Annotated in this window: 28 protein-coding genes; 2 read left to right on the forward strand and 26 right to left on the reverse strand. The window is 57.2% G+C overall.

Features of this window, described 5'->3' with window-relative positions:
* Window positions 1–32 precede the first annotated feature (32 nt).
* Window positions 33–1025 carry a GlxA family transcriptional regulator gene (locus AC3IX1_RS25545; RefSeq protein WP_489386266.1) on the reverse strand — a complete coding sequence of 331 codons (993 nt, stop codon included), beginning with the start codon at window positions 1023–1025 and terminating at the stop codon, window positions 33–35.
* Window positions 1026–1126: 101 nt separating this feature from the next.
* Here AC3IX1_RS25545 and AC3IX1_RS25550 point away from each other — a divergent pair, with 101 nt between their 5' ends.
* On the forward strand, window positions 1127–1675 hold the full coding sequence (locus AC3IX1_RS25550) for a cysteine hydrolase family protein (protein ID WP_489317405.1): 549 nt from the start codon (window positions 1127–1129) through the stop codon (window positions 1673–1675).
* 103 nt (window positions 1676–1778) lie between these two features.
* Here the strand turns inward: AC3IX1_RS25550 and AC3IX1_RS25555 are convergent, their stop codons facing one another.
* Together AC3IX1_RS25555 and AC3IX1_RS25560 are read right to left on the reverse strand one after the other, a co-directional pair.
* Window positions 1779–2297, reverse strand: a complete 519-nt coding sequence (locus AC3IX1_RS25555; RefSeq protein WP_007984430.1) for a single-stranded DNA-binding protein — start codon at window positions 2295–2297, stop codon at window positions 1779–1781.
* Window positions 2298–2306: 9 nt separating this feature from the next.
* Window positions 2307–3704 carry an MFS transporter gene (locus AC3IX1_RS25560; protein WP_489386267.1) on the reverse strand — a complete coding sequence of 466 codons (1398 nt, stop codon included), beginning with the start codon at window positions 3702–3704 and terminating at the stop codon, window positions 2307–2309.
* Window positions 3705–3895: 191 nt separating this feature from the next.
* Here AC3IX1_RS25560 and uvrA point away from each other — a divergent pair, with 191 nt between their 5' ends.
* A complete protein-coding gene (uvrA, locus tag AC3IX1_RS25565) occupies window positions 3896–6730 on the forward strand; it encodes an excinuclease ABC subunit UvrA (RefSeq protein WP_489386268.1) in 2835 nt (944 codons plus the stop codon).
* Between the two features lie 65 nt (window positions 6731–6795).
* Here uvrA and bfr read toward each other — a convergent pair whose 3' ends face one another.
* The 23 genes from bfr to rpsC form a co-directional block, all read right to left on the reverse strand.
* Window positions 6796–7260 (reverse strand): bacterioferritin, encoded by a 465-nt coding sequence (gene bfr / locus AC3IX1_RS25570; RefSeq protein ID WP_150726869.1) that lies wholly within the window; start codon window positions 7258–7260, stop codon window positions 6796–6798.
* Window positions 7261–7408: 148 nt separating this feature from the next.
* Window positions 7409–8863: a catalase gene (locus AC3IX1_RS25575; protein ID WP_489386269.1), complete on the reverse strand. Its 1455-nt coding sequence runs from the start codon at window positions 8861–8863 to the stop codon at window positions 7409–7411.
* 237 nt (window positions 8864–9100) lie between these two features.
* Entirely contained in the window at window positions 9101–9487 is a 387-nt protein-coding gene (gene rplQ / locus AC3IX1_RS25580) for a 50S ribosomal protein L17 (protein WP_046041617.1), read from the reverse strand.
* 42 nt (window positions 9488–9529) lie between these two features.
* On the reverse strand, window positions 9530–10531 hold the full coding sequence (locus tag AC3IX1_RS25585; protein WP_007970428.1) for a DNA-directed RNA polymerase subunit alpha: 1002 nt from the start codon (window positions 10529–10531) through the stop codon (window positions 9530–9532).
* 22 nt (window positions 10532–10553) lie between these two features.
* Window positions 10554–11174, reverse strand: a complete 621-nt coding sequence (gene rpsD, locus AC3IX1_RS25590) for a 30S ribosomal protein S4 (RefSeq protein ID WP_003176404.1) — start codon at window positions 11172–11174, stop codon at window positions 10554–10556.
* Window positions 11175–11192: 18 nt separating this feature from the next.
* Window positions 11193–11582 carry a 30S ribosomal protein S11 gene (rpsK, locus tag AC3IX1_RS25595; protein ID WP_002555466.1) on the reverse strand — a complete coding sequence of 130 codons (390 nt, stop codon included), beginning with the start codon at window positions 11580–11582 and terminating at the stop codon, window positions 11193–11195.
* 30 nt (window positions 11583–11612) lie between these two features.
* The gene (gene rpsM, locus AC3IX1_RS25600; RefSeq protein ID WP_009045849.1) at window positions 11613–11969 is read right to left on the reverse strand and encodes a 30S ribosomal protein S13; all 357 of its coding nucleotides are present in this window, start codon (window positions 11967–11969) and stop codon (window positions 11613–11615) included.
* Between the two features lie 130 nt (window positions 11970–12099).
* Complete coding sequence (gene rpmJ, locus AC3IX1_RS25605; protein WP_002555468.1) at window positions 12100–12216, reverse strand: 50S ribosomal protein L36; 117 nt, start codon at window positions 12214–12216, stop codon at window positions 12100–12102.
* A 24-nt stretch (window positions 12217–12240) separates the two neighbouring features.
* Entirely contained in the window at window positions 12241–13569 is a 1329-nt protein-coding gene (gene secY / locus AC3IX1_RS25610; protein ID WP_042610655.1) for a preprotein translocase subunit SecY, read from the reverse strand.
* Entirely contained in the window at window positions 13570–14007 is a 438-nt protein-coding gene (rplO, locus tag AC3IX1_RS25615) for a 50S ribosomal protein L15 (RefSeq protein WP_003228720.1), read from the reverse strand.
* 3 nt (window positions 14008–14010) lie between these two features.
* The gene (gene rpmD, locus AC3IX1_RS25620; RefSeq protein WP_003176408.1) at window positions 14011–14187 is read right to left on the reverse strand and encodes a 50S ribosomal protein L30; all 177 of its coding nucleotides are present in this window, start codon (window positions 14185–14187) and stop codon (window positions 14011–14013) included.
* Window positions 14188–14189: 2 nt separating this feature from the next.
* Window positions 14190–14690 carry a 30S ribosomal protein S5 gene (gene rpsE, locus AC3IX1_RS25625; RefSeq protein WP_003186035.1) on the reverse strand — a complete coding sequence of 167 codons (501 nt, stop codon included), beginning with the start codon at window positions 14688–14690 and terminating at the stop codon, window positions 14190–14192.
* 3 nt (window positions 14691–14693) lie between these two features.
* Window positions 14694–15044: a 50S ribosomal protein L18 gene (gene rplR, locus AC3IX1_RS25630; RefSeq protein WP_003186037.1), complete on the reverse strand. Its 351-nt coding sequence runs from the start codon at window positions 15042–15044 to the stop codon at window positions 14694–14696.
* Window positions 15045–15054: 10 nt separating this feature from the next.
* Window positions 15055–15588 (reverse strand): 50S ribosomal protein L6, encoded by a 534-nt coding sequence (gene rplF, locus AC3IX1_RS25635; protein ID WP_003176412.1) that lies wholly within the window; start codon window positions 15586–15588, stop codon window positions 15055–15057.
* Between the two features lie 12 nt (window positions 15589–15600).
* Complete coding sequence (gene rpsH, locus AC3IX1_RS25640) at window positions 15601–15993, reverse strand: 30S ribosomal protein S8 (RefSeq protein WP_003186040.1); 393 nt, start codon at window positions 15991–15993, stop codon at window positions 15601–15603.
* Window positions 15994–16202: 209 nt separating this feature from the next.
* Entirely contained in the window at window positions 16203–16508 is a 306-nt protein-coding gene (gene rpsN / locus AC3IX1_RS25645; RefSeq protein ID WP_003176414.1) for a 30S ribosomal protein S14, read from the reverse strand.
* Between the two features lie 13 nt (window positions 16509–16521).
* The gene (gene rplE, locus AC3IX1_RS25650) at window positions 16522–17061 is read right to left on the reverse strand and encodes a 50S ribosomal protein L5 (RefSeq protein ID WP_003210069.1); all 540 of its coding nucleotides are present in this window, start codon (window positions 17059–17061) and stop codon (window positions 16522–16524) included.
* 22 nt (window positions 17062–17083) lie between these two features.
* Window positions 17084–17398, reverse strand: a complete 315-nt coding sequence (gene rplX, locus AC3IX1_RS25655) for a 50S ribosomal protein L24 (RefSeq protein ID WP_003176416.1) — start codon at window positions 17396–17398, stop codon at window positions 17084–17086.
* A gap of 11 nt (window positions 17399–17409) precedes the next feature.
* Window positions 17410–17778, reverse strand: a complete 369-nt coding sequence (rplN, locus tag AC3IX1_RS25660; protein WP_002555479.1) for a 50S ribosomal protein L14 — start codon at window positions 17776–17778, stop codon at window positions 17410–17412.
* Window positions 17779–17801: 23 nt separating this feature from the next.
* A complete protein-coding gene (gene rpsQ / locus AC3IX1_RS25665) occupies window positions 17802–18068 on the reverse strand; it encodes a 30S ribosomal protein S17 (protein WP_003176419.1) in 267 nt (88 codons plus the stop codon).
* A 2-nt stretch (window positions 18069–18070) separates the two neighbouring features.
* The gene (gene rpmC / locus AC3IX1_RS25670; RefSeq protein WP_002555481.1) at window positions 18071–18262 is read right to left on the reverse strand and encodes a 50S ribosomal protein L29; all 192 of its coding nucleotides are present in this window, start codon (window positions 18260–18262) and stop codon (window positions 18071–18073) included.
* Window positions 18262–18675, reverse strand: coding sequence for a 50S ribosomal protein L16 (rplP, locus tag AC3IX1_RS25675; protein ID WP_003228729.1), 414 nt, complete (start codon window positions 18673–18675; stop codon window positions 18262–18264). Before rplP ends, rpmC begins: the two co-directional genes overlap by 1 nt.
* Before the next feature lie 12 nt (window positions 18676–18687).
* Window positions 18688–19374: a 30S ribosomal protein S3 gene (rpsC, locus tag AC3IX1_RS25680; protein ID WP_008065719.1), complete on the reverse strand. Its 687-nt coding sequence runs from the start codon at window positions 19372–19374 to the stop codon at window positions 18688–18690.
* Window positions 19375–19379 lie beyond the last annotated feature (5 nt).

Below are 19379 nucleotides of genomic sequence, written 5' to 3' on the forward strand. Positions count from 1 at the left end.
GCTCGCTCCCACAGGGAATAGAGGTGATGCGACTACCGTGCAACCGATCCAGGGCTCACCCCAAACCGCGTCCGATAATCACTCGGCGCCAACCCGGTGATTTTCTTGAATGTCGCACGAAACGCCCCGGGGTCCTGATAACCCACGGTCCAGGCGATGTGATCGATGGTCCCGTTGGTGAATTCAAGCATTTCCCGGGCCTTGCCGACTCGCAGATGCTGGCAGTATTCGGTGGGTTTGAGCCCCGTGGCCGCGCGGAAGCGTCGCAGGAAGGTGCGTTCTTCCAGCCCTGCCTTTTCGGCCATCGCCGCCAGCGACACATCGGTCGCCCCGGTGCTTTGCAGCCAGTGTTGCACCTTGAGGATCGCCCCATCGCCATGACTGAGGATCGGCGCAAAGTTGCTGCCGCACTCACTGGCGCTGTCGCTGTGTTCCACCACCAGAAAACGCGCGGTGTTGGTGGCGATGCTCGGCCCCAGCAGCCGGTTGACCAGCCGCAGGCCCAGTTCCGACCAGGCCATCAGCCCTGCGGTGGTAATCAGGTCGCCGTCATCGACGATTGGCGTATCGGCCTTGAGCCTGATCGCCGGATAACGTTCAGCGAAGGCTTTGGCCGAGGTCCAGTGGGTGGTGGCGCTACGACCGTCGAGCAGACCGCTTTCGGCCAACAGGATAGAACCCACGCAAACCCCGCCCAGTGTCGCACCGTTGGCATGTTGATCACGCAACCAGCGGATCAATCCCTGTGGCGCCTGGCCCTCGGAAAAACCGCCGATCGACGGCGGAATCAACACGGCCACCAGGGCCCGCTCCGGGCCGGGATGACTGTCGAAAACCCGAACCGGCGGCTGATCGCCTTCGACCTGCCAATGGCTGACCCGCAACAGCGGCAACTGCGCAGACTGATGTTCGGCGGCAATCCGGTTCGCCACCCCGAACAAGTCCGTCAAGCCATGCACCGCCGCCATCTGTGCGCCGGGATAGATCAGCACACCGAGTTCGGCGATTGCCCTTTCTGCGTCCATTGTCAGTTTTCCCCCTTCTATTGTCGGTGCGGCCAATCCTCGGATCGCCTGCCAGAGCCAATACTTCATTCCACACCAACACACACTTCGAGGAAACAGTCATGGCCAAGCAAGCGCTCATCGTAGTCGATATCCAGAACGACTACTTCCCCCAAGGCAAGTGGCCGCTGGTCGGTGCCGACGCTGCCGCAGACAACGCCGTCCGCCTGATCAAGGCCTTCCGCGACGCAGGGGATTCAGTAGTGCACATCCGCCACGAATTCACCTCCGAAGAGGCGCCGTTTTTCACCCCGAACTCCGAAGGCGCCAAGCTGCACCCGAAAGTGCTCAACCGCGCCGACGAACCGGTGGTACTCAAGCACTTCGTCAACTCGTTCCGCGAAACCGAATTGAAATCGATCCTCGACGAACAAGGCATCAAGGAACTGGTGGTCGTGGGCAGCATGAGCCACATGTGCGTGGACGGCATCACCCGTGCGGCGGCGGATTTCGGCTATACGGTCACCGTCATCCACGACGCCTGCGCCACCCGTGACCTGGAATTCAATGGCGTGACGGTTCCAGCGGCGCAGGTTCATGCGGCGTTCATGGCGGCCCTGGCGTTTGCCTATGCCAGCGTGGTGTCGACCAACGAGTTCCTCGCGGCCTGAGTCTGCGATTAAATTCCACCGCCCATAAAAAACCCGCACTTCCAAGCGAAGTGCGGGTTTTGTGTTTCAGCTTGTAGCTTGAGGCTTGAGGCTTGCAGCTGCTTTAGAACGGAATATCGTCATCAAAGCTGTCGAAATCCGGAGCCGGCTGAGGAGCGGCCTGCTGTGGAGCCGGGCGCGACTGTTGCGGCGCCGACTGCTGTGGACGCGGAGCCTGCTGGCGCGGAGCGGATTGCTGGTAGTTGTTACCGCCGCCCTGGCCTTGCTGGTCGCCCTGTGGACGGCCGCCCAGCAGTTGCATGGTGCCTTGCATGTCGACCACGATTTCGGTGGTGTAACGCTTGATACCGTCTTTTTCCCACTCGCGGGTCTGCAGCTTGCCTTCGATGTAGACCTGCGAACCTTTACGCAGGTATTCGCCAGCGATTTCTGCAACCTTGCCGAACATCGACACACGGTGCCATTCGGTCTTTTCGACTTTCTGACCGGTTTGCTTGTCGGTCCACTGTTCGCTGGTCGCCAGACTCAGGTTGGTCACGGCGTTACCGTTAGGCAAGTAGCGAACTTCGGGATCCTGGCCGCAAGTGCCGACCAATATGACTTTGTTAACCCCACGGGCCATAACGTTCTCCTAGGCTACGCACGCTGCCCCGGCCGGGTTGTTCACCAGGCGCTCAAGGGTGGTGCGATCCAATAGTTCGGTGTCCAGTTTGATGTAAATCGCCGCCTCTTCCGCGACGATGACTGCATCTGTTACCCCTACGACCGCCTTCAGGCGCTCGACCAGACCCGCTTCGCGGATCGCCTCGGGCGACAACGGCAAGCGCAGGCTCGTGACGTAGGGAGGTTCGCGCATGGTAACAGCAAAGGCCAGCCAGAGGGCAGCCAGACCGGCGCATCCGAGGAACACAACCGACAGACCGCCATGCTGGAACAGCCAGCCGCCAAGAATCCCGCCCAATGCCGACCCGAGGAACTGGCTGGTGGAATAAACCCCCATCGCCGTGCCCTTGCCGCCGGCCGGTGAAACCTTGCTGATCAGCGATGGCAACGAAGCTTCCAGCAGATTGAACGCGGTGAAGAACACCACCGTACCGATCACCAGAGCCCGCAAGCTATCGCCGAACCGCCAGAAGAATAGCTCAGTGAGCATCAGCGTCACGACGGCGCCGAGTAAAACTCGTTTCATTTTGCGTTTCTTCTCGCCATAGATAATGAACGGGATCATGGCGAAGAAAGAAATCAGCAACGCGGTCAGGTACACCCACCAGTGCTGCTCTTTGGGCAGCCCGGCTTTCTCGACCAGTGCCAGCGGCAAGGCGACGAAGCTGGACATCAACATCGCGTGCAACACAAAAATGCCCAGGTCCAGGCGCAGCAGGTCTGGGTGCTTGAGCGTCGGCATCAGCGCCTGACGCGCCACACCGGACTCACGATGCTGCAACGGCCCGTTGGACCGCGGCACCATGAACATCACGATCACGATGCCGAACAACGCCATGCCGCCGGTGGCAAGGAACAGCCCGGACAGCCCGAAGGCGCGGGTCAGCAGCGGGCCGACCACCATGGCCACCGCAAACGACAGGCCGATGGTCATGCCGATCATGGCCATGGCCTTGGTCCGGTGCTGCTCGCGGGTCAGGTCGGACAGCAAGGCCATGACCGCCGCGGAAATCGCCCCGGCGCCCTGCAGGATCCGACCGGCAATCACGCCCCAGATCGAGTCGGCATTGGCTGCCAGCAGACTGCCGAGTGCAAACACGATCAGGCCCAGGTAAATCACCGGGCGGCGACCGATGCGGTCGGAAATGAAACCGAAAGGAATCTGGAACACTGCCTGGGTCAGGCCATAGGCGCCAATCGCCAGACCGATCAGGGCCGGCGTGGCTCCGGCCAGATCCATCCCATAGGTCGCCAGTACCGGCAACACCATGAACATGCCAAGCATACGGAAGGCGAACACCAGGGCCAGACCGCTTGCCGCGCGGGTCTCGCTGCCACTCATGCGCTCGCTGTGGGGATCGTGCATGGAAAAACCTCATGTGAACCGGCGGCGATTCTACCAGTCCCATCGATTGGCAGGGTATATCGCGACGCTTTGACGCGCATTGCTGACACACTCTTCATGCAAGACAGTAGCCCACTCGTTTGATAGTGTGCATCCATCCAGTATTTGGCCGTATACTCCTACGTTTTCGACGCCCGCCGAGCGAGGCCACCTTGGACAAGATCCTGATTCGTGGGGCTCGAACCCACAACCTGAAGAACATCGACCTGACCCTGCCACGGGACAAGCTGATCGTCATCACCGGCCTGTCCGGCTCCGGCAAGTCGTCCCTGGCTTTCGACACCCTGTACGCCGAAGGTCAGCGCCGCTACGTCGAATCGCTGTCGGCCTACGCCCGGCAGTTCCTGTCGATGATGGAAAAGCCCGACGTCGACACCATCGAAGGCCTGTCGCCGGCGATCTCCATCGAGCAGAAGTCGACCTCGCACAACCCACGCTCGACGGTCGGCACCATCACCGAAATCTACGACTACCTGCGTCTGCTTTATGCACGCGTGGGTATTCCGCGCTGCCCGGATCACGATATCCCGCTGGAAGCGCAGACCGTCAGCCAGATGGTCGACCTTGTCCTCGCCGAACCGGAGGGCAGCAAGCTGATGCTGTTGGCGCCGGTCATCCGCGAGCGCAAAGGCGAGCACCTGTCGGTTTTCGAAGAGCTGCGCGCACAGGGCTTCGTCCGCGCCCGAATCAACGGCAAGCTCTATGAGCTGGACGAAGCGCCCAAGCTCGACAAGCAGAAAAAACATACCATCGATGTCGTGGTCGACCGCTTCAAGGTTCGCGCCGACCTGCAACAACGCCTCGCCGAATCCTTCGAGACCGCGCTGAAACTGGCGGACGGCATCGCCCTGGTGGCGCCGATGGACGACGAGCCGGGTGAAGAGATGATCTTCTCCGCACGCTTCGCCTGCCCGATCTGCGGCCACGCCATCAGCGAACTGGAACCCAAGCTGTTCTCCTTCAACAACCCGGCCGGCGCTTGCCCGACCTGTGATGGTTTGGGGGTGAAGCAGTTCTTCGACATCAAGCGCCTGGTCAATGGCGAACTGACCCTGGCCGAAGGGGCGATTCGCGGTTGGGACCGGCGTAACGTCTATTACTTCCAGATGCTCGGCTCGCTGGCCTCGCACTACAAGTTCAGCCTGGAAGTTCCGTTCAACGAACTGCCGGCCGATCAGCAGAAGTTCATCCTGCACGGCAGCGGCTCGCAAAACGTCGACTTCAAGTACCTGAACGACCGTGGCGACATCGTCAAACGCTCACACCCGTTCGAAGGCATCGTGCCGAACCTGGAACGTCGTTACCGCGAAACCGAATCGGCATCGGTGCGCGAAGAGCTGGCCAAGTTCCTCAGCACCCAGTCGTGCCCGGACTGCCGTGGCACCCGCCTGCGGCGTGAAGCGCGGCACGTGTGGGTCGGCGAGAAAACCCTGCCGGCAGTGACCAACCTGCCGATCGGCGATGCATCCGATTATTTTGGCGGGCTCAAGCTCACCGGCCGGCGTGGCGAAATCGCCGACAAGATCCTCAAGGAAATCCGCGAACGCCTGCAGTTCCTGGTCAACGTCGGCCTCGACTATCTGTCGCTGGATCGCAGCGCGGACACCCTATCCGGTGGCGAGGCCCAGCGCATTCGCCTGGCCAGCCAGATTGGCGCCGGCCTGGTGGGCGTCCTGTACATCCTCGACGAACCCTCTATCGGCCTGCACCAGCGCGATAACGACCGGCTGCTGGGCACTCTCAAACACCTGCGCGACATCGGTAACACGGTGATCGTGGTCGAGCACGACGAAGATGCGATTCGCCTGGCCGACTACGTGGTGGACATCGGCCCGGGCGCTGGCGTGCACGGCGGGCATATCGTTGCCGAAGGCACGCCTGCCCAGGTCATGGCGCACCCGGACTCGCTGACGGGCAAATACCTGTCGGGCCGGGTGAAGATCGAAGTCCCGGCCAAGCGCACGCCGCGCAACAAGAAGCTGACGCTGTCGCTCAAGGGCGCGCGTGGCAACAACCTGCGCAATGTCGACCTGGAGATCCCGATCGGCCTGCTGACCTGTGTCACCGGCGTGTCCGGCTCCGGCAAGTCGACGCTGATCAACAACACCCTGTTCCCGCTGAGCGCCACGGCGCTGAACGGCGCCACTACCCTTGAAGCGGCCGTCCACGACAGCATCAAGGGCCTGGAGCACCTGGACAAGGTCGTCGACATCGACCAGAGCCCGATCGGTCGCACACCGCGCTCCAACCCGGCGACCTACACCGGTTTGTTCACGCCGATCCGCGAGTTGTTCGCCGGCGTACCGGAGTCCCGCTCCCGGGGCTACGGGCCGGGGCGCTTCTCCTTCAACGTCAAGGGCGGCCGCTGCGAGGCCTGCCAGGGCGACGGCCTGATCAAGGTCGAGATGCACTTCCTGCCGGACATCTACGTGCCCTGCGACGTGTGCAAGAGCAAGCGTTACAACCGCGAAACCCTGGAGATCAAGTACAAGGGCAAGAGCATCCACGAAACCCTCGAGATGACCATCGAGGAGGCGCGGGTGTTCTTCGATGCCGTACCGGCCCTGGCGCGCAAGCTGCAAACGTTGATGGACGTCGGCCTGTCGTACATCAAGCTGGGGCAATCGGCGACCACGCTGTCCGGCGGTGAAGCCCAGCGGGTGAAACTGTCCCGCGAGCTGTCCAAGCGCGATACCGGCAAGACCCTGTACATCCTCGACGAACCCACCACCGGGCTGCACTTCGCGGATATCCAGCAACTGCTGGACGTGTTGCATCGCCTGCGCGACCACGGCAACACAGTGGTAGTGATCGAACATAACCTGGACGTGATCAAGACCGCTGACTGGCTGGTGGACCTGGGTCCGGAGGGTGGTTCCAAGGGCGGGCAGATCATTGCCGTCGGCACACCGGAGGAAGTGTCAGAGATGAAGCAATCCCATACCGGTTACTACCTCAAGCCGCTGCTGGAACGCGATCGGGCTTAACCGGGCCCCATGAAAAAGCCCCTGTCACTTCATCAGTGACAGGGGCTTTTTTGTATTCGCAGCAATCAGGTGTGGGATTGCAGGTAGTTCTCAAGCCCGATCAACTTGATCAGACCCAACTGCTTCTCGAGCCAGTAGGTGTGATCTTCTTCGGTGTCATGCAATTGAACCCGCAGCATTTCGCGGCTGACATAGTCCTTGTGCTGCTCGCAGAGCTTGATGCCCTTGCACAGCGCAGCACGAACCTTGTATTCGAGGCGCAAGTCCGCTTCGAGCATCTCGGTCACCGTGGTGCCGACATCGAGATCGTCCGCACGCATGCGCGGTGTGCCTTCGAGCATCAGAATCCGGCGCATCAGGGCATCGGCGTGCCCTGCTTCCTCTTCCATCTCGTGGTTGATTCGTTCGTAGAGCTTGGTGAAACCCCAGTCCTCATACATCCGCGAGTGGACGAAATATTGATCACGCGCGGCCAGTTCGCCGGTCAGCAACGTGTTGAGGTAATCGATCACATCTGGGTGGCCTTGCATCGCCCTACATCTCCCTGCTTGAAAGTTGTAGTTTGAACCAACATGCCCTTATCGTCACTCGCGAGACGCAATAAAAGCGAAGATATTCTGAGAAAACAGGTTGAAATAACGCAAAAACCGCCCAAACAAGGGCGGTTCTGCTTCTCATTTAGACTTCGTTAAGCTGTACGTTGAGCAGCTTTGCGATTGCTTCTCCATACGCCGGGTCAGCCTTGTAGAAATGCTGCAACTGACGGTCAACCACATCACTCGATACGCCCGCCATCGCACCGGCGATGTTGCTGACCAGCAGTGATTTCTGCTCTTCAGTCATCAAGCGGAACAACGCGCCGGCGTGACTGTAGTAATCCGTGTCTTCACGGTGGTCGTAACGATCGGCGGCACCACTGAGGGCCAACGCGGGCTCTGCGTAACGAGGCGCCTGCTTCGGCGACTCGACATAGCTGTTCGGCTCGTAGTTCGGCGTCGCACCGCCATTGCTGCCAAAAGCCATCGAACCATCACGCTGGTAAGTGTTGACCGGACTGCGCGCAGCATTGACTGGCAACTGCTGGTGATTGGTGCCGACACGGTAGCGATGAGCGTCCGCGTAGGCGAAGACCCGACCTTGCAGCATACGATCCGGCGACAGACCAACGCCTGGAACCATATTGCTGGGACCGAAAGCCGCTTGTTCAACTTCCGCGAAGTAGTTCTGCGGATTGCGATTGAGCTCCAGCTCTCCGACTTCGATCAGTGGAAACTCTTTCTGCGACCAGGTTTTGGTGACATCAAACGGGTTCTCGTAGTGCGCCGCCGCCTGAGCCTCGCTCATGATCTGAATGCACACGCGCCATTTCGGGAAATCACCCTGCTCGATGGCATTGAACAAGTCACGCTGGGCGTAATCCGGATCAGTACCCGCAAGGCGCGCCGCCTCGGCAGGAGCAAGGTTCTTGATCCCCTGTTTGGTCTTGTAGTGCCACTTCACCCAGTGACGCTCACCTTGAGCGTTGATGAGGCTGTAAGTGTGGCTGCCGAAGCCGTGCATGTGGCGGTATCCGTCAGGGATACCCCGGTCGGAGAACAGGATGGTGACCTGGTGCAGCGCCTCGGGCGAATGCGACCAGAAGTCCCACATCGCCTGGGCACTCTTCAGGTTGCTTTGCGGCAAACGCTTCTGGGTGTGGATAAAGTCCGGAAACTTCAGTGGATCACGAATGAAGAACACAGGGGTGTTGTTGCCAACGATGTCCCAGTTGCCTTCTTCGGTGTAGAACTTCAAGGCGAACCCGCGCGGATCACGCTCGGTATCGGCCGAACCACGCTCGCCACCCACGGTGGAAAACCGCAGAAAAGTCGGGGTTTGCTTGCCGACTGCCTGAAACAGCTTCGCACTGGTGTATTGAGTGATATCGCTCGTCACGGTGAACGTACCGTAGGCACCCGAGCCTTTGGCGTGTACACGGCGCTCAGGGATGTTTTCACGGTTGAAGTGGGCAAGCTTCTCGATCAGGTGAAAGTCGTCGAGCAGCAGCGGGCCACGAGGGCCGGCGGAACGTGAATTCTGGTTATCGGCAACAGGAGCGCCACTGGCGGTGGTAAGCGTTTTGTTTTGGCTCATGCGATCTTCCTTCCTCTGTCGGTCTTGAACTGCCGGCTATCGGCTGAGAAGGAGTATTGATCATCAATATGACAGCTACAAATTCATTAACTTGCAGACATCGATAGAGAAAAACTAATGATCATCCCCATCACATAATGACGATGTGGACAAAGGAGGCGCTTGTACAAACGGCGCGTTTCTTACAGGCACAAAAAACCGGGCACTAGGCCCGGTTCTTTGTTTCAGACTGACGTCTTACTCGGCAGATACAGCTTCGCCGGCAGTAGCACGATCAACCAACTCGACGTACGCCATAGGCGCGTTGTCGCCAGCGCGGAAACCGCACTTGAGGATGCGCAGGTAGCCACCCTCACGGGTAGCGTAACGCTTGCCCAGGTCGTTGAAGAGCTTACCAACGATAGCTTTCGAACGAGTACGGTCGAAAGCCAGACGGCGGTTAGCAACGCTATCTATCTTGGCCAAAGTGATCAGCGGCTCGGCAACGCGGCGCAGTTCTTTAGCTTTTGGCAGAGTAGTTTTGATCAGCTCGTGCTCGAACAGCGACACCGCCATGTTTTGGAACATGGCCTTGCGGTGCGAGCTGGTGCGGCTCAGGTGACGACCACTTTTACGATGACGCATGGTTCATTCCTTACCAAACACTACGTTCGGTGATTACGACGATCAGGCAGTCGCCTTGTCGTCCTTCTTAAGACTTGCAGGCGGCCAGTTGTCGAGGCGCATGCCGAGGGACAGACCGCGGGAGGCCAGAACGTCCTTGATTTCAGTCAAGGATTTCTTGCCCAGGTTCGGAGTCTTCAACAGCTCTACTTCGGTACGCTGAATCAGGTCACCGATGTAGTAGATGTTTTCCGCCTTAAGGCAGTTAGCCGAACGTACAGTCAGTTCCAGATCGTCAACCGGGCGAAGCAGGATCGGATCGATCTCGTCTTCCTGCTCGACAACCACTGGCTCACTGTCACCCTTGAGGTCGACGAACGCAGCCAACTGCTGTTGCAGGATGGTTGCAGCGCGGCGAATTGCCTCTTCAGGATCCAGAGTACCGTTGGTTTCCAGATCAATAACCAGCTTGTCCAGGTTAGTACGCTGCTCGACACGGGCGTTTTCCACCACGTATGCGATACGGCGAACCGGGCTGAACGAAGAGTCAAGCTGCAAGCGACCGATGCTGCGGCTTTCGTCTTCATCGCTCTGACGCGAATCTGCCGGTTCATAACCACGACCACGAGCTACTACGAGCTTCATGTTCAGGGCGCCGTTAGACGCCAGGTTAGCGATTACGTGATCGGGATTAACGATCTCGACATCATGATCCAGCTGAATATCGGCAGCGGTAACCACCCCCGAACCCTTCTTCGACAAGGTCAGCGTAACTTCGTCACGACCGTGCAGCTTGATAGCCAGACCTTTAAGGTTCAACAGGATTTCAATTACGTCTTCCTGTACACCTTCGATGGCGCTGTACTCGTGGAGCACACCGTCAATCTCGGCCTCGACTACTGCACAGCCGGGCATTGAGGACAACAGGATGCGGCGCAGCGCGTTGCCCAGGGTATGGCCAAAGCCACGCTCGAGAGGCTCGAGAGTGATCTTGGCGCGGGTTGGACTGACAACCTGCACATCAATGTGGCGGGGTGTCAGGAACTCATTTACCGAAATCTGCATGGATGCACCTATTTTCTAGCCCTTACTTGGAGTAGAGCTCGACAATCAGGCTTTCGTTGATGTCGGCGGACAGATCACTGCGAGCTGGAACGTTCTTGAAAACGCCCGACTTCTTCTCAGTGTCTACTTCTACCCATTCTACGCGGCCACGTTGGGCACACAGATCGAGAGCTTGGACAATGCGAAGTTGATTTTTTGCTTTCTCGCGAACAGCGACCACGTCACCAGCACGAACCTGGTAGGACGGAACGTTAACGGTCTGACCGTTTACGCTGATCGACTTGTGCGATACCAGCTGACGGGATTCGGCACGAGTCGAACCAAAGCCCATACGGTATACAACGTTGTCCAGACGGCATTCGAGCAGTTGCAGCAGGTTTTCACCGGTTGCACCTTTCTTGCCAGCAGCTTCTTTGTAGTAGCCGCTGAATTGACGCTCGAGAACGCCGTAGATACGACGGACCTTCTGCTTTTCACGCAGTTGGGTGCCGTAGTCGGACTGGCGACCGCGGCGTTGGCCGTGGATACCAGGTGCTGCTTCAATGTTGCACTTCGATTCGATCGCGCGCACGCCGCTCTTCAGGAAGAGATCGGTGCCTTCGCGACGAGCGAGTTTGCATTTTGGACCAATGTAACGAGCCATTCTTTACAATCTCCTGGATTACACGCGGCGCTTCTTCGGCGGACGGCACCCGTTGTGCGGGATTGGCGTCACGTCGGTGATGCTGGCGATCTTGTAGCCACAGCCGTTCAAAGCGCGGACTGCGGATTCACGACCTGGACCTGGACCTTTGACGTTGACGTCGAGGTTTTTCAGGCCGTATTCCAGCGCAGCTTGACCAGCACGTTCAGCAGCTACTTGAGCAGCAAACGGGGTGGACTTGCGGGAACCGCGGAAACCCGAACCACCGGAGGTAGCCCAGGAAAGAGCGTTACCTTGACGGTCGGTAATGGTCACGATGGTGTTGTTAAAAGATGCATGGATGTGGGCGATGCCATCAACCACTGTCTTTTTAACTTTTTTACGAGGACGAGCAGCAGGTTTTGCCATGATTAAATTCCTGTCGATTCGCTGGGGCGATTACTTGCGGATCGGCTTACGCGGACCTTTACGGGTACGCGCGTTGGTCTTGGTACGCTGACCGCGTACTGGAAGACCGCGACGATGACGCAGACCGCGATAGCAACCGAGGTCCATCAAGCGCTTGATTTTCATGTTGATTTCGCGACGCAGGTCACCTTCAGTGGTGAACTTCGCCACTTCGCCACGCAGCTGTTCAATTTGCTCGTCGCTCAGATCTTTGATCTTTGCTGCTGGGTTTACCCCAGTCTCTGCACAAATTTTCTGTGCAGTAGTGCGACCAACACCATAGATGTAGGTCAGCGAGATAACAGTATGCTTGTTATCTGGAATGTTAACGCCTGCAATACGGGCCATTCAGTGGGACTCCAATTGACAGCTACCTACGCCCCGGAAGCCAAGAAATAGGGCGCGAGATAATATCGCTGTAATAACAAATAATCAACCCGGCAGCGCACTAGCTGCCGGGCTTGAAGCACAATCACACTCAGCCTTGGCGCTGTTTGTGACGCGGTTCCGCGCTGCAAATTACTCGAACAACACCTTCGCGGCGAATAATCTTGCAGTTACGGCACAGCTTTTTCACCGATGCACGAACTTTCATCACCAACTCCTCGAACCTTATGGGTCAGCGCAGCATGCCGCTGCCGTAACCCTTCAGGTTGGCTTTCTTCATCAGGGATTCGTACTGGTGCGAAACGAGGTGCGATTGTACTTGGGACATGAAGTCCATCACAACCACGACGACGATCAGCAACGAGGTCCCGCCAAGGTAGAACGGTACGTTGGCTGCAACCACCAGGAACTGGGGCAACAGGCAGACGGCCGTCATGTAAAGAGCACCGAACATGGTCAAGCGAGTCAGAACGCCATCAATGTAGCGCGCAGACTGCTCACCTGGACGGATGCCCGGAATAAAGGCACCGGACTTCTTCAGGTTTTCCGCTACGTCTTTCGGATTGAACATCAACGCCGTATAGAAGAAGCAGAAGAAAATAATCCCTGCACTAAACAGCAGAATATTCAACGGCTGACCAGGAGCGATCGACTGCGAGATGTCCTGCAACCAGCCCATACCTTCAGACTGACCGAACCAGGCACCCAACGAAGCCGGGAACAGCAAAATGCTGCTCGCGAAAATAGCCGGAATAACACCGGCCATGTTCACCTTCAGCGGCAAGTGGCTGGTCTGCGCAGCGAAGACCTTGCGGCCCTGCTGACGCTTGGCGTAGTGAACAGCAATACGACGCTGACCACGCTCAATGAACACCACGAAACCGATAATCGCTACTGCCAGCAAACCGATGGCAACCAGGGCGAAGATGTTGATATCACCCTGACGTGCAGACTCGAAAGACTGCCCGATCGCTCTCGGAAGACCGGCGACGATACCCGAAAAAATCAACATCGAGATACCGTTGCCAACACCACGCTCAGTAATCTGCTCACCCAGCCACATCATGAACATCGCACCAGCCACAAATGTGGTTACCGCGACGAAATGGAAGCCAAAGTCACCAGTGAACGCAACGCCCTGCCCCGCCAGACCAATGGACATGCCAATAGCCTGGACGAGAGCGAGGACGACAGTGCCGTAGCGGGTGTACTGGCTGATCTTGCGACGGCCAGCTTCACCTTCCTTCTTCAACTGCTCCAGCTGCGGGCTGACGGCAGTCATCAGTTGCATGATGATCGATGCCGAGATGTACGGCATGATCCCCAGTGCAAAGATGCTCATCCGCTCCAGCGCGCCGCCGGAAAACATGTTGAACAAGCTAAGAATGGTCCCCTCATTCTGTCGAAACAGGTCCGCGAGTCGGTCCGGGTTGATACCTGGAACCGGGATGTGTGCGCCTATTCGGTAGACGATAATCGCCAGGAACAGAAAACGCAGACGAGCCCAGAGTTCAGACATACCGCCTTTGCCGAGCGCAGAGAGAGCACCTTGCTTAGCCATTTATTCCTCGAACTTGCCGCCAGCTGCTTCGATAGCCGCACGCGCACCTTTGGTGGCGCCGATTCCCTTGCCGATAGTGACAGCGCGAGTCACTTCACCGGACAGCATGATTTTCACACGCTGTACGTTGACGTTGATCACGTTGGCATCTTTCAGGGACTGCACGGTGACGATGTCGCCTTCCACTTTAGCCAGCTCGGACAGACGCACTTCTGCGCGGTCCATGGCCTTCAGGGAAACGAAACCGAACTTCGGCAGGCGACGATGCAGCGGCTGTTGACCGCCTTCAAAGCCTGGAGCAATGGTGCCACCGGAGCGGGAGGTCTGACCTTTGTGACCACGGCCACCAGTCTTACCCAAACCGCTACCGATACCACGGCCCGGACGATGCTTTTCGCGACGGGAACCCGGCGCTGGACTCAGATCATTGAGTTTCATCGATTAACCCTCGACACGCAGCATGTAGTAAGCCTTGTTGATCATCCCGCGATTCTCGGGAGTATCCTGGACTTCTACAGTGTGACCGATGCGACGCAGACCCAGACCCTTAACGCACAGTTTGTGGTTAGGGATGCGGCCGGTCATGCTTTTGATCAGCGTTACTTTTACGGTAGCCATGATCAGAAGATCTCCTTGACGCTTTTGCCACGCTTGGCGGCAATGGATTCAGGAGACTGCATTGCTTTCAAACCCTTGAAAGTGGCGTGAACCACGTTTACCGGGTTAGTCGAGCCGTAGCACTTGGCCAGAACGTTCTGAACGCCAGCAACCTCGAGGACAGCACGCATAGCGCCGCCAGCGATGATACCGGTACCTTCAGAAGCAGGCTGCATGTACACCTTCGAAGCGCCGTGAGCGGACTTCATAGCGTACTGCAGGGTGGTGCCGTTCAGATCAACCTGGATCATGTTGCGGCGAGCAGCTTCCATTGCCTTCTGGATCGCAGCAGGCACTTCACGCGACTTGCCACGGCCGAAGCCAACACGGCCCTTACCATCACCAACCACGGTCAACGCGGTGAAAGTGAAGATACGGCCGCCTTTAACGGTTTTGGCTACGCGGTTAACTTGAACCAGCTTCTCAATGTAGCCTTCGTCGCGCTTTTGGTCGTTATTTGACATAACTTAGAACTCCAGCCCAGCTTCACGAGCAGCATCAGCCAGCGCTTTAACGCGGCCGTGGTACTTGAAGCCAGAGCGGTCGAAAGCCACTTGCGAGACGCCCGCGGCCTTAGCACGCGTAGCGACCAGCTGGCCAACCTTTGTGGCCGCGTCGATGTTGCCAGTGGCGCCATCACGCAGTTCTTTATCCAAAGTCGAGGCGCTTGCCAGGACTTTGTTGCCGTCGGCCGAGATGACCTGGGCGTAGATGTGCTGCGACGAGCGGAACACGCAGAGACGCACGACTTCGAGTTCGTGCATTTTCAGGCGTGCTTTGCGAGCGCGACGCAGTCGAGTAACTTTTTTGTCGGTCATTTGCTATGCCCTACTTCTTCTTGGCTTCTTTACGACGGACGACTTCGTCCGCGTAGCGCACACCTTTGCCTTTGTACGGCTCTGGTGGACGGAAGTCGCGGATCTCAGCGGCCACTTGACCTACCAGCTGCTTGTCGATGCCCTTGATCAGGATATCGGTCTGGCTAGGAGTCTCAGCGGTGATGCCTTCCGGCAGTTCGTAATCCACTGGGTGCGAGAAGCCAAGGGCCAGGTTCAAAACCGTGCCTTTTGCTTGCGCCTTGTAACCAACACCGACCAGCTGGAGCTTGCGCTCGAAGCCTTGGCTTACGCCCTGGACCATGTTGTTTACCAACGCACGCGTGGTACCGGCCATTGCGCGAGTTTGTTGATCGCCATTGCGAGCAGCGAAACGCAGCTCACCAGCTTCTTCAACGATCTCAACGGACGAATGGATGTTCAGTTCAAGAGTACCCTTGGCACCCTTCACCGAAAGCTGTTGGCCTGCGAATTTTACTTCGACACCGGCTGGCAGCTTAACGGGGTTCTTAGCGACGCGAGACATGCTTATCCCCCCTTAGAACACAGTGCAAAGAACTTCGCCGCCGACACCGGCAGCGCGCGCAGCACGATCCGTCATCACACCTTTGTTGGTGGAGACGATAGACACACCGAGACCGCCACGAACTTTTGGCAGATCATCGACGGACTTGTACTGACGCAGGCCTGGACGGCTAACGCGCTTCACTTCTTCGATAACCGGACGGCCTTCGAAGTACTTCAGCTCGATGGACAGCAGTGGTTTGATTTCGCTGCTGATCTGATAACCCGCAATGTAACCTTCGTCCTTCAGGACTTTGGCAACAGCTACCTTCAACGTGGAAGATGGCATGCTTACGACGGACTTTTCAGCCATCTGGGCATTACGGATACGAGTTAGCATGTCCGCTAACGGGTCCTGCATACTCATGGGCTAGACGCTCCTAATACAAAAAAATTAGCCTTGCGGCTATTACGTGTCGCCGAGAATCTCCGAGCATGAAAAACACGGGCTCAGGCGAGCCGGGTATTCTAGACACACCCCAGAAATGAATCAAGCCCCAAAAGGGGCTTGATCCAGATTCAAGGCCACCGGTGGTCAGGATCTTGCGATCCTGGACACCGAGACTTTGACAGTACTTACCAGCTGGCTTTAACCAGACCCGGTACGTCACCACGCATGGCAGCTTCACGCAGCTTGTTACGGCCGAGGCCGAACTTGCGGTAAACGCCGTGTGGACGACCGGTCAGGCGGCAGCGGTTACGCATGCGCGAAGCGCTTGCGTCACGTGGCTGCTTCTGCAGGGCTACTGTAGCTTCCCAACGCGCTTCTGGACTTGCGTTCAGATCAACGATGATAGCTTTCAGTGCTGCACGCTTCTTGGCGTACTTGGCAACCGTGAGCTGACGCTTCAGCTCGCGGTTTTTCATGCTCATCTTGGCCATGGTCCTACTCCAATCAGTTGCGGAACGGGAATTTGAACGCACGCAGCAAAGCGCGGCCTTCATCATCGTTCTTGGCAGTGGTGGTCAGGGTGATGTCCAGACCGCGGAGAGCATCGATCTTGTCGTAGTCGATTTCCGGGAAAATGATCTGCTCTTTCACGCCCATGCTGTAGTTGCCACGACCATCGAAGGACTTGGCATTCAGGCCGCGGAAGTCGCGAACCCGAGGCAGGGAGATCGACAGCAGACGATCCAGGAACTCGTACATACGCTCACGGCGCAGGGTCACTTTGACGCCGATCGGCCAACCTTCACGGACTTTAAAGCCAGCGATGGATTTGCGAGCGTAGGTCACAACGACTTTCTGGCCGGTGATCTTTTCCAGGTCAGCAACAGCGTGCTCGATGACTTTTTTGTCGCCGATCGCTTCGCCCAGACCCATGTTCAGGGTGATTTTGGTAACGCGCGGAACTTCCATCACGTTCGAAAGCTTAAGTTCTTCCTTAAGTTTCGGAGCGATTTCCTTCCGGTAAATCTCTTTTAGTCGTGCCATGGTCTCATCTACCTAGCAGTGTTCAAGCATCAACCGCTTTTTGGGTCGACTTGAAGACACGAATTTTCTTGCCGTCTTCTACTTTGAAACCAACGCGGTCAGCCTTGTTGGTTTCGCCGTTGAAAATGGCGACGTTAGAAGCATCCAGCGGAGCTTCTTTTTCGACGATACCGCCCTGTACGCCCGACATCGGGTTAGGCTTGGTATGACGCTTAACCAGGTTCAGACCGCCAATAACCAAACGGTTGTTAGCGAGAACCTTAAGCACCTTACCGCGCTTACCTTTGTCTTTGCCGGCGATCACGATGATCTCGTCGTCACGACGAATCTTTTGCATGTCGGATCTCCTTACAGCACTTCTGGGGCGAGCGAGACGATCTTCATGAACTTCTCAGTACGAAGTTCACGGGTCACTGGCCCAAAGATACGGGTGCCGATCGGCTCTTGCTTGTTGTTCAGAAGAACAGCAGCGTTGCCATCAAAGCGGATAATGGAGCCATCAGCACGACGTACGCCGTGACGAGTGCGGACTACAACAGCAGTCATCACTTGGCCTTTTTTCACTTTACCGCGAGGAATTGCTTCCTTCACGGTAACTTTGATGATGTCACCGATACCAGCGTAACGACGATGGGAGCCACCCAGCACCTTGATGCACATAACACGGCGAGCGCCGCTGTTATCGGCCACATCGAGCATGGATTGAGTCTGAATCATATAATTTCTCCGACCCCTAGTCCTTAGACTTCCACAGCGCGTTCGAGAACATCAACCAGCGCCCAAGACTTGGTCTTGGCCAAAGGACGAGTTTCACGAATAGTGACTTTGTCGCCGATGTGGCACTGATTGGTTTCGTCGTGCGCGTGCAGCTTAGTCGAACGCTTAACGTATTTACCGTAGATCGGGTGCTTAACGCGACGCTCGATCAGAACGGTGATGGTTTTGTCCATCTTGTCGCTGACAACACGGCCAGTCAGCGTACGGACAGTTTTTTCGGCTTCAGCCATGATTACTTACCTGCCTGCTGGTTGAGCACAGTCTTCACGCGAGCGATGTCACGCTTAACTTGCGAGAGCAGATGAGACTGCCCCAACTGGCCAGTTGCTTTCTGCATACGCAGATTGAACTGGTCGCGCAGCAAGCCGAGCAGTTGCTCGTTCAGCTGCTGTGCGGATTTTTCACGAAGTTCATTCGCTTTCATCACATCACCGTCCGTTTAACAAAGGAGGTGGCGAGCGGCAGCTTTGCAGCAGCCAGGGCGAAAGCCTCACGCGCCAGCTCTTCAGAAACACCCTCGATTTCATACAGGACTTTGCCTGGCTGAATCTGGGCAACCCAGTATTCGACGTTACCCTTACCTTTACCCATCCGAACTTCGAGTGGCTTCTTGGAAATAGGCTTGTCCGGGAATACACGGATCCAGATCTTGCCGCCACGTTTTACGTGACGGGTCAGAGCACGACGCGCTGACTCGATCTGACGAGCGGTGAGACGACCACGAGCAACAGACTTCAGCGCGAACTCGCCGAAGCTGACTTTGCTACCGCGCAATGCCAGGCCACGGTTGTGACCAGTCATTTGCTTGCGGAACTTCGTACGCTTTGGTTGCAACATTTGGCGTACCCCTTACTTAGCAGCTTTTTTACGAGGCGCTGGTGCTTGTGGTTTCAGTTCTTCTTGGCGACCACCAATTACTTCGCCTTTGAAGATCCAAACCTTTACACCGATCACACCGTAGGTGGTGTGAGCTTCGTAGTTGGCATAGTCGATGTCGGCACGCAGGGTGTGCAGTGGCACACGACCTTCGCGATACCATTCAGTACGTGCGATTTCAGCACCGCCGAGACGACCGCTCACTTGGATTTTGATGCCTTTGGCACCAATGCGCATGGCGTTCTGAACAGCGCGCTTCATAGCGCGACGGAACATTACGCGACGCTCCAGCTGCTGAGCTACGCTCTGCGCAACCAGCATACCGTCGAGCTCCGGCTTGCGGATCTCTTCGATATTGATGTGCACAGGCACACCCATTTGCTTGGTCAGGTCCTGGCGCAGTTTCTCAACATCTTCACCTTTCTTCCCGATAACGATACCTGGACGAGCGGTGTGGATGGTGATACGTGCAGTTTGGGCCGGACGATGGATATCGATACGGCTTACGGACGCGCTTTTTAGTTTGTCTTGGAGATACTCACGCACCTTCAGATCTGCGAGCAAATAGTCCGCATAAGTCCGACCGTCTGCGTACCAGACGGAGGTGTGCTCCTTGACGATTCCCAGGCGAATGCCAATGGGATGTACTTTCTGACCCATCTCTT

It is taken from the genome of Pseudomonas sp. KH_046_2, assembly GCF_057838985.1.